Source organism: Herbaspirillum sp. AP02 (assembly GCF_015767275.1).
Classification (GTDB): Bacteria; Pseudomonadota; Gammaproteobacteria; order Burkholderiales; family Burkholderiaceae_D; genus Herbaspirillum.
The window spans coordinates 246,875-261,271 of record NZ_JADWMY010000009.1 but is presented as its reverse complement, the minus strand read 5'-3'; the positions used below and the strand labels follow the sequence as shown (position 1 = coordinate 261,271).

The window sequence follows — 14,397 nt, the reverse complement described above, 5'->3', positions numbered from 1 at the left end:
CGGATATCCACCATTTGCAATCTTGCCGGCCTGGCTTATCCGTTTTTTGCACGGCAAGGACGTTATACCCAAAAGGTATGCAGCCTGCCCGAAACGGTCTTGGACACCCGGCGCGCTTTTTTCCTATGATGCGGCAAGTCATCGCTTGACAGCACCTATCACCACTTACCCGGATTTCATCTTGAGCTCATCCTTGCCTGCCACCTCCATCGAGACCGTCGAGGTCCTGCTGCTGGACGTTCCCACCATCCGCCCGCATCGCCTGTCGATGACCACCATGCATCGCCAGACCCTGGTCCTGGTACGCATCACCGGCAACGACGGCGTCGCCGGCTGGGGCGAAGCCACCACCATCGGCGGACTGGCCTATGGCGAAGAAAGCCCGGAAAGCATCAAGGTCAACATCGAGACCTACATGACGCCACTGCTGCTCGGCGCCGACGCCAACCAGGTCGCCGCACGCATGCACCTGCTGGACGAGCACGTGCAGGGCAACCGCTTCGCCAAGTGCGCCATCGAGACTGCGCTGTGCGATGCACTGGCGCGCCGCCTGGGCGTGCCCTTGTCCACCCTCTTCGGCGGCCGCGTACGTGACAGCCTCCCTATCGCCTGGACCCTGGCCAGCGGCGACACCGCCCGCGACATCGAGGAAGCCGAGAAGATGCTGGCCCAGCGCCGACACAACATCTTCAAGCTCAAGATCGGCGCCCGTACCGTGCAGCAGGATTGCGCCCACGTGGCGGCGATCAAGCGCGCCATCGGCGAGCGCGGCAGCGTGCGAGTGGACGTCAACCAGGCCTGGACCGAGACCGATGCCATGCTGGGCATGCAGTTGCTGGCCGATGCCGGGGTCGATCTGGTGGAGCAGCCCATTGCCGCCAGCAACCACGATGGACTGTGCCGCCTGCGCCAGAAGAACCGCATCGCCATCATGGCCGATGAAAGCCTGCACGGACCGCAGGACGCCTACCAGCTGGCACGGGTGGGCGCGGCCGACGTGTTTGCCGTAAAGATCAACCAGTCCGGCGGCCTGGCCGGCGCCCAGCAGGTCGCTGCCATCGCCGGTGCGGCACAGGTCGATCTGTACGGCGGCACCATGCTGGAAGGTGCCATCGGCACCATGGCCTCGGCCCAGTTGTTTGCCACCTTCGGTGCCCTGGCCTGGGGCACCGAACTGTTCGGCCCGCTGCTGCTGACCGAAGAAATCCTCGCCACGCCGCTGCGCTATCGCGACTTCGCCCTCGAACTGCCCACCGGCCCCGGCCTGGGCATCGAACTCGACGAAGATCGCGTCAACGCACTGCGCCGCGACCGCAAGACCCCGCTGGTGTCGCTGGCCTGACATTCACCGACCAGCGACACCAGAGCAAGCCAACCACATCCAACCAGAGACAGGAGAGACAACGTGGACAAGAAAGCCATCGACGCGGTATTGCAGAAAATCGAGAGCACCGAGCTCGCGGAAGGGAACCAGCGTGTCAAGACCATCGTCAACCGCATCGTGCGCGACATGTTTTATACGATTGAAGACCTGGATGTGCAGCCGGAAGAATTTTGGGCTGCCGTGGATTATCTGACCTCGGCCGGCAAGTCCGGCGAATATGGCCTGATCGCCGCCGGCCTGGGCCTCGAGCACTTCCTCGACTTGCGCATGGACGAAGCCGAAGCGCGTCGTGGCGTGCAGGGCGGCACCCCGCGCACCATCGAAGGTCCGCTGTACGTCTCGGGCGCGCCCGAACAGAAGGGCTTTGCGCGCATGGACAAGGACGAGCAGCCGGGCGATACCCTCTTCATGCAAGGCCAGGTCTGCGACGAGCACGGCAAGCCGCTGGCCAATGCGCTGGTGGAAGTCTGGCACGCCAACCACCTGGGACGTTATTCCTTCTTCGATCCGGACCAGACCCCGTTCAACCTGCGCTGCTCCATCCGCACCGACGAGCAGGGCCGTTATCACTTCCGCAGCCGCGTGCCGGTCGGCTACAGCGTGCCCCCGGGCGGCGCCACCGACCGCCTGCTCAACAAGCTGGGCCGCCATGGCAGCCGTCCTGCGCACATCCACTTCTTCGTCACCGTGCCGGGCTACCGCAAGCTGACCACGCAGATCAACATCGCCGGCGATCCGTACCTGTGGGATGACTTCGCCTTCGCCACCCGCGAGGGCCTGGTGCCGGAGATGAAGCATGTGACCGACCCGGCCGAACTGCGCAAGCACGAAGTCGATGCGCCCTTCTATGCCATCGAGTTCAACTTCAGCCTGCTGCCGGAACAGGGCAACCTGCCCAAGGCCGACATCAACCGTCCGCGCCTGGCCGCCTGAGCAGGCAGCGCGTCATGATGGGACGGGCCATGCCTTGCGCATGGCCCGTTGTCTTTCCGGGCGGACTCAGGGGTATTCCTGCGCATGCGTCCGTACGATTTCGGCAGCGGTGCCGCGCAATTTCTCCAGCAGGACGGAACGGTCATTGGCCCGGAAATTCATGATCACCGGCGAATGCACGCCCTTGTTGGACAAAGCCCGATAGACCACGTCCGACCGGTGCAGACCCTGCACCGAACGCGGCACCAGGGTCACGCCGACCCCGGCCGCGACCAGGCCGATGGCGGTCTGCATTTCGTTGGCTTCCTTGACGATGGTGGGCCGCAGACCGCGACTGGAAAAGATTTCCAGCACCTGGTCCGCATAGCTGGGACGCGGACGCGCCGGATAGAGGATGAAGCGCTCCTCGGCCAGTTGCGCCAGCGTCACCTTGTTGCGCGCCAGCAGCGCATGACCCAGCGGGAACACCGCCACCAGCGACTCTTCCACGATGGTCTCGCAGACGATGTCCGGATCGCTGATGGGCAGCCGGCCGAAGCCGACGTCGATGCGGCCGGACTTGAGTGCCTCGATCTGTTCCATGGTGACGATCTCGGAAAAGCCGATCTCGATGTCCGGCAGTTCGGTCCGGAAACGCTTGATCATTTCCGGCAGCAGACCATACAGCGCCGACGGCACGAAGCCGATGTTGAACCAGTGCTGCTGTCCCTTGGCGATGAGACGGGTGCCCTCCTCGATCTGCTCCAGCCGGGCCAATACCTGCAGGGTCTGCTCGTAGAAGAACTTGCCGGCCATGGTCAGCGCGATGGGGCGCGAGGCACGGTCGATCAGCTCGGCCCCCAGCAGATCTTCCAGCTGGCGGATCTGCCGGCTCAGGGGTGGCTGGGCGATGTGCAGCAATTCGGCCGCACGGCTGAAGCTGAGGGTGCTGGCGACAGCGTTGAAATACTTGAGATGGCGAAGTTCCACTATACCTCCAGGGCATACCATGATGCTGATTTGATATTGTACGTTCTCCCGCCCTGGGCATAGAATCCAAGGCCAGCGGCCGCAGAGCCGAGCGCACGACGCGTTCCACGCGTGCCATGCGCACCACCACAGCGAGGCCAGCGCCCACGCCAGCGCAGGCCCGACCAGAAGACCGTAGAGGAGACCGACATGAACCGCAGCACCCTGCCCCATCTTTGCCCCTGCCCGCCCTCCTGGCGGGCATGAAACTTGCAACCTCATTGCATTGACCACGAGGCTCGCTGACTGAAGGGAAAGCAGACAGCGCGCCTCCCGGTCCTGCAATCCATGAAGGTGCGGCGCACTTCCGGCCATCGGCCGGTGCGCCCGTGCTGCATCACCACCCGGTACCAACGTCTCCCCCGCAACCGGCACTGCGCGGGCGGGACCGTTAAGAGGTTAACATGCTCAACACTGTCCATGCGCTCAGTCTGGAGCCGCTGTATCGTCGTCGCGTGTTCCAGTCCACCCGCAAGGTCGACTGCCACGCCCAGGTCGCCAACGAACTGTCGGAACACGATCTGTTCTGGAAGGGTGACGACGTCGATACCGTGCTCTTCAAGGCCGCCATCCAGCAGTTGCAGATCTTCATGCTGAAGTACGGCGCCGAAGTCATCGTGCGGCCACGCCTGTTCAATGGCTTCGCCCTGGTCCACATGACGCTCTCCGGCACGGCCGAGATCGAATCGGACGGCCAGAAAGTGTGCATCCCGCAGGGCAAGACCGCGCTGATCGCACCAAAACGGAATCTGCGCCTGTGGTGGCAGGCCGGCTCCGAGCAACTGATCCTGAAGGTACCGCTGGCGCTGTTCGAGGAATTGAGCGCACTGGGCCAGCCCGGACCGGCCAAGATGCCCTCGCTGTTCCTGCTGCCGCAACAGGCCGCGCCGCACTGGGACCTGCTGATCCAGTCGCTGCTGCGCGTGCTGGCCCTGCCAGGGCAGAGCGAGGGGCATGGCGAGTGGATCCGCCATTTCGAACGCAGTGCCGCGCAATTCCTGCTGTCGCAACTGACCAGCACGGTGCAGCCAGTGCTGGGCGTTTCCGGCAGCGCGCAGCTCGCGGCCAGTGAATCCGGCGACAGCCTGGTGGGCGCCGGCAAGCTGCAACGGCTGGACATGCTGGAGCGCTACATCCGCACCCGCCTGTGCGCCCCGTTGGCGCTGGCCGACCTGGCCAGTGCCGCCGGCGTGAGCGTACGCGCGCTCAATGCGCTGTGCCACCAGCAATATGGCGTGGCGCCGATGGACCTGCTGCGCAACATCCGCCTGGACGCGGTACGCGAACGCCTGTTGACCCATCCCGGTGCCAACATCACCGACACCGCCTTCGAATTCGGCTTCGGCCATCTGGGACGTTTCTCTGCTTACTATCGCGAGCGGTTTGGGGAACTGCCCAAGCAGACGCGGGGCGGGATGCGTTAGTCTGCGCTCACGCCACTGTCGGCAAGGCAGGAAAAAAATGGCATCGTCACGGTGCCATTTTTTTCGTCCATGCACCACGAAACATCATGTCCTTCCGCATCTCGCACCCTGATGCAGCGCGCCGCCAACCCGCGTAAAAAGTGGATAGTCGCGCGCCCGCAAGATGCAAGCGCCGGATATTTTTCATCGTTCCGATTCCCTATGATCGCCGCAGCAAGCGATGAGGTCGCGCGTCCACGCGCACGGCGTCACGGTAGGTCGGCCTGCGCGCTTGCCACCTCCACATCCGGTCCACTCAATTCAATCAACATGGGGAAGAGCATGAAAAAACTGGTCGCAGGCGCCATGGCGCTCACGGCAATGACTTGTGCACAGCAGGTGCTGGCGCAGAGCCAGGTCAGCATCTACGGCATCATCGATACCGGCGTGGTCTATACCACCCACGCCAACGCCGCCGGCAACTCGGCCCTGAAGATGCCATCTCTGACAGCCTCGTTCCCGTCACGCCTGGGCTTCAAGGGCAGCGAAGATCTCGGTGGCGGGCTGCAGGCCATGTTCGTGCTGGAGTCCGGCTTTGCCGTCGATACCGGTGCCATGGGCCAGGGCAATCGCCTGTTCGGTCGCCAGTCCTATGTCGGCCTGAAGAATGGCTGGGGCAGCCTGATGCTGGGCCGCCAGGTCAACATGACCTACCTGGTCACGGCCAAGTCGGACGTGATGGGTCCCAACATCTTTTCCATCAGCAGCATCGATTCATACATCCCCAACGCCCGCAGCGACAATGCCATCGGCTACCTGGGCAGCTTCAACGGCCTGACCGTCGGCGCCACCTACAGCTTCGGCCGCGATACCTCCAGCGCAGGCGGGGCCAGCGCCACCAACTGTGCGGGCGAAGTGGCCGGCAATGCCAAGGCCTGTCGCCAGATCACCGGCATGCTGGCCTATGACGGCAGCAGCTACGGCATCTCCAGTTCCTACGACATCCTGTACGGCAATACGGGCGCAGCCAATGGCCTCACCAGCAGCAACAATCACGATCAGCGCGTGACCCTGAATGGCTACGTGATGCTGGGCCAGAGCAAGATCGGCGGCGGCGTGATTGATCGCAAGACCCGCGCGGCCACCGCCAATACCGATTCGGACCTGTACTACCTCGGCTTCTCCACACCGCTATCGGTCGCGCTGGTGCTGGATGCGCAGGTGGCACGACTCAAGATCAAGGGCACGTCCAACAACTCCACCCTGTCGGTGGCGCGCCTGACCTACAACCTCTCCAAGCGCACCGCACTGTATAGCTCGGTGGGATACATGAAGAACGGTGGCAGCGCCGCGATCCCGCTGGACGTGGGTGGGACGGTCGGTGTGGGCATGAACCAGTTCGGCGTGATGACGGGCGTACGTCATACTTTCTGAGCTGATCCCTCAGGTCTCGGCCTTGACCGCGGCGATCCATTGCAGGATGGCCTGCCGAGCATCCGGTTCACCGTCGGCCAAGGCCGTCTGTAGCATCTGGCTACGCGCAGCCAGACGCTCGCATCCCATGGCCTGCAAGCCGCCCTGCAGGCGATGCAGGATGCGCGCGGCGCGCTCTCCATCGCCTGACTGCAGAGCCTGCTCCAGCTTGGATCGCTCCTGCGGCCAACTGCTCCGGAAGGCCTCCAGCAATACGCGCTGCAGCGGATCACTCTGGTCTTGCGCTGGCGCTACGGGACGACCGAAGCGGGAGAGTAATTCCTGCATCTGCTGTAGTGATCCGGGCTTGTGGAGCACAGCATCGAACAGTCCGCTCGGCAAGTGCGTCAGACTGTCCGGGCCGGCCGCAGTAGTGGCGATGATGCATGCCTGCGCATGTTGCTGACGGACCCGTCGGGCCAGCGTGACGCCATCCAGGCCCGGCATGCCCAGGTCGGTGATGAGCAGGTCGGCGCGCTGCGCCTGCCATTGCGCCAGGCCGTCCTGGCCGTCGCGTGCCAGCCGCAGGCGCTGACAGCCTAGCGCCTGCAGCTGCTGCTGGATCAGGGTCAGGTTCACGTAGTCGTCCTCGACCACCAGTACGTCCAGCATATCCAGCGCGGTGGCCACATCCGAAGCATGCAGCGGGCCGCGCAATGGCGGTACGGCAGTTCCTTCCTGTTCGCTCAGGGCCATCCGCCAGGCATGACGGTCGAAGGCACTGACCTGGCGCCAGCGCGTCATACTGCTGCTGTGGCGAACCACGTCCGGGCGGATCAGCACGGCTGCCATCGATGCACTCATGGGTCCAGCCACGAAGGCCTCCAGGCTATCCGGCGCCACCAGATGAATCGCCGTCAGGCCTGCCAACTCCGGCTCGACCGGCTCGGCGCCCCAGTACTTCAAGTATTCGCGCAGCATGGCTGCCGTGCTCGCCTCGCGGGCATGCAGCGCCACCTGCCGTCCCTGCAGCGGGGTGGCATGCTGCAAATCCACCTGCGGCAGTGTTTCCAGCACAATCTCGGCGCCAAACACGCTACCTTTCCCGACTTCACTGGCGAGAGTGATGTCGCCCCCCATCAACTCGGCAAGGCGCCGGCACAGCGACAGCCCCAGTCCGGTACCGCCGAAGCGCTGGCTGATGCTGTCGTCGGCCTGTTGCAGGGACTTGAAGATGCGCTGGCGCGCCCCGGAAGAAACGCCGATTCCAGTATCGGCCACCTCGAAACGCACCACGCTCACGTCCTCGGCGCTGCGCAGCAGTCGCGTGGACAGCGTGATGCCGCCGCTGCTGGTGAACTTGACGGCATTGCCCACCAGGTTCTGGAGGATCTGCATCACACGGCGTGGATCGCCACGTAACGGCCGCTCCAGCGCCACATCCGGCAGACAGCGGAACTGCAATCCCTTGTCCAGCGCCAGCGGCGCGAAAAGCTGGGCACATTCTTCGAGCAGCTCATTGACCTGCAGCGGCTCGGAAGCCAGCGTAATGCTCTGCGACTCGATCTTGGTGATATCAAGAATGTCATTGACCAGACTCATGAGCATGTCGAAGGCATGCCGGATCAGTTCGATGCGCTGGCGCTGCGGCGCCGACAGGTCTTCACCCGCCAGCAATTCCAGATGGCCGATGGCTCCATGCAAGGGCGTGCGAATCTCGTGGCTGACCTGGGCCAGGAACATGGACTTGGCCTGGTTGGCGCGGTCGGCCATGCTCTTGGCTTCGCGCATCAGGGTCTCGTGCGCCTTCTGCATGTTGAGATCGATCATGCCCAGCAGCAGCACATCCTGTCCGGAAAAGCGGGTGCGCGACCACACCGCGCCCAGATGGCTCACACCACCATCACGCAGGGGCAGCTCGGCTTCGATCATGGCCTGGCGCAGATCGTCGCCCACACGTACTGCCGTAAGTATCTGGGCATAGAAGCCGGCGCTGGGCAGGGCCGACTGCTCCAGCATCTGCGCCGCCACCGCGTTGCGCAGCACCACCTCCCCGGAGCCGGGGGCGTAGACGGCGATGCCCACCGGCAGCGTGTCGATGATGGTCTGGCTGAACTGGCGGCTTTCCACCATGGCCAGCGCTTTTTTCTGCAGCGGTCCGATCACGCAACGGTCGAAGTACAGCGTGGCGGCCCAGACGAAGAGCAAGGAGAACAGGCCCCAGAAGGCGCCGGTGGTGAAGTTTCCCTGCAGGCCGGCCAGCACGTCGCGCCAGGTGAAGGTATAGACCACCACCCACTCCGGACCCTCGATGGTCTGGGAGATGAAGAAGCTGCCGTCGTCATGGAAATGGCCGGCATGATCATGCGGGTCCATCTCGCGCCGCACGTGCTCCTGGATATGCTGCATCATGGCCGGATCGATCGTGCTGTCGGGCCGGCTCAACAGCTGCGCACTGCCCTGGCCCTCGAAGACGAACAGGCCGGGCGTATCCTCGTTCTTCATGAAGAACTGGCGGAACTGGCTGGCCGGGACCGAGAAGACGGCGGTGGCCTCATCGCCCTTGTCGAGGTAGATGCGCACTGCCAGCCGGGTCACGGCGGCCCGCACCAGTGGCGCGCTCAGGGCCGGGCTCATCCACAACACGCGCTGCCCGCTGCTGCCCTGGGCGCGCGCAGCGCGTTCGCGCTCGGCGGCAAAGGCGGCATTGACCGGCGCCCCCATGGCGCTGATGAAGCGCGATACCCCTTGTTGCCGCACCAACGCGACTTCCTCGCCCTCCAGGGGCGGCGAGACCGCCAGGAAACCGGCATCGCCGGTGTAGATGAACCCATCCAGCGTCACCCCCGGCTCGGCCGGATTGAACATCGGCAGCGCCGAAGCCTGGCGCAGCAGGAGCAGCAGGCTGGCCAGGCGCATCCGGTCGGCGGCGGTGTCCCTGCGAACCAGCAGCGAAAACGGCACCACGGTCAGGTTCTCCGGGCTGCGGGTGATCTGCGCGGCGCCGACGCTGGCGGTATAGGCGTCCAGGGCCAGCAATTCCTTCTTGTAGAGATGCTGCAGGCGACCATACATTTCGGCGAACTGGATCACCCGCGCGGTGAGCCGGTCGACCTCGGATTTGATCTGCTCGCGCTTGCTGGTGAAGGTACCGATCTGGCGTTCGCGGAACTGGGAAAAGGCGCTGTAGCCCAGGAACAGAATAGCGCAGACGATGGCCACCGACAGCAGGCCGGCGCAGCTGTAGAGCAGGCGCCGGTAGTAGCGCTCGGAGAGGGCGAGGATCTGGCGTGGCATAGGGTCCGCTGGCTCGGTGGCCCGACGTTTCAGTCGCCCAGACTCTGGAAGACGCGACTCAGTTCGACGTCGTTGCTGACGCCCAGCTTCTTCATCGCCGCCACCTTCTGGTTGCTGATGGTCTTGGGACTGCGGTGCAGTCGTTCGGCGATGGCGGCGATGGACATTCCCTGGCAGATCATGCGCGCCACCACCAGCTCGCGCTCGGACAACTGGCCCAGTCCGCTCTGGCGCGGGTTGACGCTGAACAGACTGCCCAGCAGGGCCGATGACAAGGACTGCGGCAGATAGACCTGTCCGTCCCGCACACAGTAGATGGCCTGCGGCAGGTTGACGAAGTCGCTGCGGTTCTTGCCGATGAACCCGGCCGCGCCCAGTTCCAGGGCACTGGAAATGATCTGCGGCTGGGCATGGGCGCTGAGGAAGATGACCTTCATCGCCGGATGATGGCGGCGCAGGCGTTTGAGCAGGTCCAGGCCATCGGCCTGCGGATCGTCGTCGAAGGCATAGTCGCACAGCAGCACATCGACCGGCGTCTGCGCCAGCGCCGCCATGAGCTGGGCAATGCTCTCGGCGGAAAAGTGCAGCGTGATGTCGGGACAAGGCGCCAGGATGGCCTCGATCCCCCGCAGGACGACCGGAAAGTCATCGGCGATGCCGACCCGTATCATGGTCCCTATCGTCGCCATGGCGATACCCTCCTTTCTGATTCTGGGTCCAGCCCTGATGCTGGCATCTCGTGATTGCCGGCGTGACAGCGGGCGCGCTTCATGTGTGAGAAGAAGTCCGGCACCGCCAGCGGCCTGGCGAAATAATATCCCTGGAAGCGTCGCACCCCGATGCGGCGCAGGCCCTGCCACTGCGCCAGGGTCTCGACGCCTTCGGCAGTGACGGTGGCATCGAATACCTGGGCCAGGGCCACGATCTTTTCGATCAGCCGACTGTACAGGGAATTGCCGTGCATGGCAGCAACAAATGAGCGGTCGAGCTTGAGACAACTGATGCGGCCACAGGCGAGCTGGTGCAGGCGGGCGTCGCCGATACCGAAATCATCGAGGGCGATGGCGATGTCGGCGCGCTCGCACTGCGCGAACAGCTGGCGGCAATGCGCCGGTCCGAGATCACCGCCGCGTTCGGGCATCTCGATCATCAGGCGCAGTTGCGTCTCTTGCAAGTCTTGCAGCAGGGACTGGCATTGTGCCACCAGGGCATCGCCCCGCAACTGCTGTCCACAGGCGTTGAAGGAGAGAAAGAAGGGCTGGCGCAGCCGCACCTGCGCCCGCTTCCACGCCACCGGTATCTGCCGTAGCATCTGCCGCGTGGCGGCCGCCAGCAATCCCTCTTCTTCCAGCCGGGAGAGAAAACTGCCCGGCGCCAGCACGCCGGCTTGCGGATGTTGCCAGCGCATCAGTATCTCGGCACCCTGCCAATGCCCCTCCGCACCGACGATGGGTTGCAGGAACGGCAAGAACTGGCGTCGGCGCAGGGCCTCCAGCAACTGCGCGCGCGTCATCGCGGGCAGCCTGTCCCGCTGGTCGGCGTGGTGAGTGAAGTCGAACATGGGAACTCCGATCAGGGTAAGGGGGGCGACTTCAGCGCAATGTCATGGTCGCTGACGCGACCGTCGTCGTCGATCATCTGGTAGCGCAGGCGCGGTGCATGCCAGACGCTTGGCATACCGGCCCCGGCCGTCTCCGCTTGCAACAGATAGCGCTGCTCGCCGAAGGGCGGGACCATCTGGTCGGGGGCCAGGCGCGGGGAAAATTCTTGCGTACCGTCGCTGAGCTGCAGGCTGGCAAAGGAGACGAAATAGGGGCTGTCGTTATGACACACCAACACCCATTGCCGCTCGTCCCATCGCAGCTGGAAGTGCAGTGCGTCCTGCCACTGCGGCCCCGGGTCGGGCAGGCCCGGCGGACGATAGAACACCTTCATCTGCGTATTGAGCCCCAGCAGCAGCCGTGAGGCGTCTTGCTGCGGGGCCGTGGCCGGCAGCAACGCAATTTCGTAGAGGTTGAGCCAGAACACCGATTCCCGTCCGCCGGGCAGGGGATCGCCCGTGTAAAGCACCCGGACCTGGCTGATGGCGCGCGGCTGCAGCCGCAGCACCGCCGGCATCACGAACATCGAGGACAGCACCGTATCCGGTGCCTGGCTGCCTTCGCCCTGGTCGACCCAGCTCTGCACCATCACCGGATAGTCATTGGTATTGGCCAGGCGCAGGCTGATCTCACCGACACCCTGGCTGAAGACCAGGCGGGTGCGCTCCGGCATGACGCCGGCCTCGACCCGGGCACACACCGCCAGGGCCAGCCACAGGAAAACGGAAAAGCGCCTCATTGCGGACCTCCGCCGGCTGCAGCGCGTCCGGCATCGGCCGGCAGGAATTCTTCACGTCGGGGCGCAGCGGTGCAGGCGGCCTCCAGGCGTAACAGGGGAGCGTTCAGGTCCTGGCCCTGCAGGTCATAGCGGACCGCACAGCGCTCCTGCTGGCCATCGCCCCAGCGCACCAGCAGGCTGCCGCGTAACTGCTCGCTGCGCAGGTAGGCCTGGCTGCCCTGCCCCACCATGCCCACGACATCACCCTGCTGGTCCAGCACGTCCGCCCCCATCGGCAGGGGCTGGCCGTCGTCGCGCTGCAGGCGGATCAGCAGGGCATGGCCGGTGCGCGTCCTGAAACTGAGCTTGAGGGTGGCGCCGGCATAGGGGATCACGGTGCGCTGATTCTCCAGGATCTCCCCCTTGCTGCTCATGCCTGCGGCCGCCAGTTCCACCACATTGCGGTGGTAGGGCGACAAGGATGGCAGCAACGCAAATCCGTTGCCGTCGATCACCGCGCCCTGGCCATTGAAAAGCCGTGCCCCCTCTGCGCCCTTGGCCTCGACCAGGGCAAAGGTATCGCCCAGGTAGGGGCCGAAGGTGATGCCGCCGCCATGCAGCGCCAGCGCGCCACGGGCATTGGCGGCGGCCTGCCAGTAGTCGCGACCGCGCGTCAGGCTGAGGTTGAGATTGGCCTTGGGCAGGCGCGCCCCCAGGTTGCCATTGATGCTGTCCTGCTGTCCGCCCGGTGCGTGGCTGGCGCCCACGCTGTAGCTGAAGTGGCGCTCGCCGGGCAGGATGGCGGAGAGTTGCGACTGGTAGAGATCCTGCCCGGCCGCCTTGACCACCGAGGTACTCAATATCGGCCGGTCGCCCCCCGGTCGGCCCAATGGAATGGACAGCGACAGCATGACCGAGGACCCCGGCCGGGTGCTCTGCGGCAGCTGACCGTCCAGGGCCTGCTGCGTGGCGGATGCGGCGCTGACCTGCTGCCGCTGGAAAGCCAGGTTGATGCTCATGCCATTGCTCCACATGGTTGAATAACCGAACTGCAACTGGGTGATGCGGCTGCGGTCGTGATAGAAGGTCTGCGTCAACCCCGAGAGGTAGAGCGAACCGGCACTGCCCAGTTGCTGACTGAGCGCAACGTCGAAACGCGAATGCTGCTGGTAGCTGCTGGAATTGCCCGGCGACCACTGAGCGCCGCGCCAGGCACGCCGTTCACTGAGCACATCGGCCAGTTCACGGTAGCCGGCCGTCGAATAGCGATAGCTGGCGATGGAAAAATTGGTGCCGGTGGTTTCGAAGGCGCGCGAGTACGACAGGCCCAGCATCCAGCCGCCGCGTGCGCCATGCCCGGTATCGGCGTGCGAGTAGTTCAGAGTTAGCCCGACCGATCCTGCCTGGCCGGCCAACGTACTTCCGATCACCACCGAACGGTAAGCCGGGGCCAGGCGCAGTCCCAGGTTGCCGGTCAGGGCATTGCTCAGGCCGCGTTGAACCAGCGCGTCCACGAACAGCGTCCGGGTATCAGTGTCCCGGGTCCGGCCCACGGTCAGGCTGTAGCGCGAGCGTCCGGGCCGCATCGATTCCGGCAGGGCGGAGAACGGCACGCTGAAGCTGGAGCGCGTCCCGTCGGCCTCGATCACGGTGACGTCGAGGTCGCCGTTGTAGCTGGTCGGATACAGGTCGTCGATGACAAAGCTGCCCGGTGCCACCGTGGTGCGATAGATCTCGCGTCCCTTCTGGCTGACGATGACCTGGGCATTGCTGCGGGTGCTACCGCGGATGACCGGCGCATAGCCGCGCAGGGAGTCGGGTAGCATGCGCTCATCCGAACTGAGTTCCAGCCCCTGGTAGGCCAGGCCGGAGAGCAGCTTGCCGGAGGTGAAGCTTTCTCCCACCGTCATTTCACTGGCCCAGACCGGCAAGGCGCGCTTGGCATAGGTGCGTACCGGGTTCCAGGCCAGTCCGCTGCGGCTGTCATAGCCCAGGCTGCCCTGCTGACGCAAGCGCCACAGGCCGAGATTGACACCGCTGTCGGTAAAACCATAGGTCGCACTGTTGCTGAGCTGGGCCGTGCGGGCGTAGTACTGGCTGATGCTGTAGTTGATGAAGCCGATGCTTTCTCCGGCGTCATAGTGTTCGGGGTCGACGTAGCCACGCGCCACATGCTTGAGCTGCGACTGCGGCAGAGTGACGTTCAGACGCAGGTTGGCAAGATCGAACACGGCCTGTGCACCCGGTGCCAGCACCTCGATACGGGCACATTCACGCTGGCCCAGCTGCGCCAGCAAGTCCGGGCGCAGGTTCAGCAGGGCCGCATCCTGGGCCTTGAAGCAGGCCGCCACGCCCTGCCCTTCGAACAGGTCGAAGCGCAGCGAACGCCGATGGCTGAAGCTGCCGTTGACAAAGACGTCCACGCTGTAGGTGCCGGGCTCGACATTCCCGATCCGATTGAAGCGCGACAGGCTGCCCTTGTTGACAGGCGAAGCCATCTCCAGCGCTTCCAGGAAACGATAGGACTGCTCCGGCTGGCCAGCCGCCACCGTCGGCGCCAGCAACAGCAGGCCGGCGCCGAGCGACAACGCGCTCCAGGCCGGCCCGGGCAGGGTCGATGTGGCTTGTCTCACCGCAGGC

General features: G+C 64.8%; 10 protein-coding genes. 4 read left to right on the top strand and 6 right to left on the bottom strand.

What is annotated here, in order from left to right:
- Window positions 1-181 precede the first annotated feature (181 nt).
- Entirely contained in the window at window positions 182-1,342 is a 1,161-nt protein-coding gene (locus I5R65_RS18565) for a muconate/chloromuconate family cycloisomerase (RefSeq protein WP_305037727.1), read from the top strand.
- Window positions 1,343-1,405: 63 nt separating this feature from the next.
- Window positions 1,406-2,317 carry a catechol 1,2-dioxygenase gene (gene catA, locus I5R65_RS18560; protein WP_180666703.1) on the top strand — a complete coding sequence of 304 codons (912 nt, stop codon included), beginning with the start codon at window positions 1,406-1,408 and terminating at the stop codon, window positions 2,315-2,317.
- A 66-nt stretch (window positions 2,318-2,383) separates the two neighbouring features.
- On the opposite strand, the gene I5R65_RS18555 is transcribed toward catA, so the two are convergent.
- A complete protein-coding gene (locus tag I5R65_RS18555) occupies window positions 2,384-3,286 on the bottom strand; it encodes a LysR family transcriptional regulator (protein WP_180666701.1) in 903 nt (300 codons plus the stop codon).
- Window positions 3,287-3,729: 443 nt separating this feature from the next.
- Between I5R65_RS18555 and I5R65_RS18550 the strand changes: the two genes are divergently transcribed.
- Both I5R65_RS18550 and I5R65_RS18545 read left to right on the top strand, forming a co-directional pair.
- A complete protein-coding gene (locus I5R65_RS18550) occupies window positions 3,730-4,749 on the top strand; it encodes an AraC family transcriptional regulator (RefSeq protein ID WP_180666699.1) in 1,020 nt (339 codons plus the stop codon).
- 321 nt (window positions 4,750-5,070) lie between these two features.
- Entirely contained in the window at window positions 5,071-6,162 is a 1,092-nt protein-coding gene (locus I5R65_RS18545) for a porin (RefSeq protein ID WP_180666697.1), read from the top strand.
- Window positions 6,163-6,171: 9 nt separating this feature from the next.
- Here the strand turns inward: I5R65_RS18545 and I5R65_RS18540 are convergent, their stop codons facing one another.
- The 5 genes from I5R65_RS18540 to I5R65_RS18520 are packed head-to-tail and all read right to left on the bottom strand — an operon-like array spanning window position 6,172 to window position 14,390.
- The gene (locus I5R65_RS18540) at window positions 6,172-9,438 is read right to left on the bottom strand and encodes an ATP-binding protein (RefSeq protein ID WP_180666694.1); all 3,267 of its coding nucleotides are present in this window, start codon (window positions 9,436-9,438) and stop codon (window positions 6,172-6,174) included.
- 29 nt (window positions 9,439-9,467) lie between these two features.
- Window positions 9,468-10,127 (bottom strand): response regulator transcription factor, encoded by a 660-nt coding sequence (locus tag I5R65_RS18535; protein WP_231395235.1) that lies wholly within the window; start codon window positions 10,125-10,127, stop codon window positions 9,468-9,470.
- On the bottom strand, window positions 10,115-10,999 hold the full coding sequence (locus I5R65_RS18530; protein WP_180666692.1) for an EAL domain-containing protein: 885 nt from the start codon (window positions 10,997-10,999) through the stop codon (window positions 10,115-10,117). The genes I5R65_RS18535 and I5R65_RS18530 overlap by 13 nt, the downstream gene beginning before the upstream one ends.
- An 11-nt stretch (window positions 11,000-11,010) precedes the next feature.
- Window positions 11,011-11,778, bottom strand: coding sequence for a molecular chaperone (locus I5R65_RS18525; RefSeq protein ID WP_180666690.1), 768 nt, complete (start codon window positions 11,776-11,778; stop codon window positions 11,011-11,013).
- The gene (locus I5R65_RS18520; RefSeq protein ID WP_180666688.1) at window positions 11,775-14,390 is read right to left on the bottom strand and encodes a fimbria/pilus outer membrane usher protein; all 2,616 of its coding nucleotides are present in this window, start codon (window positions 14,388-14,390) and stop codon (window positions 11,775-11,777) included. The genes I5R65_RS18525 and I5R65_RS18520 overlap by 4 nt, the downstream gene beginning before the upstream one ends.
- Window positions 14,391-14,397: the final 7 nt, after the last annotated feature.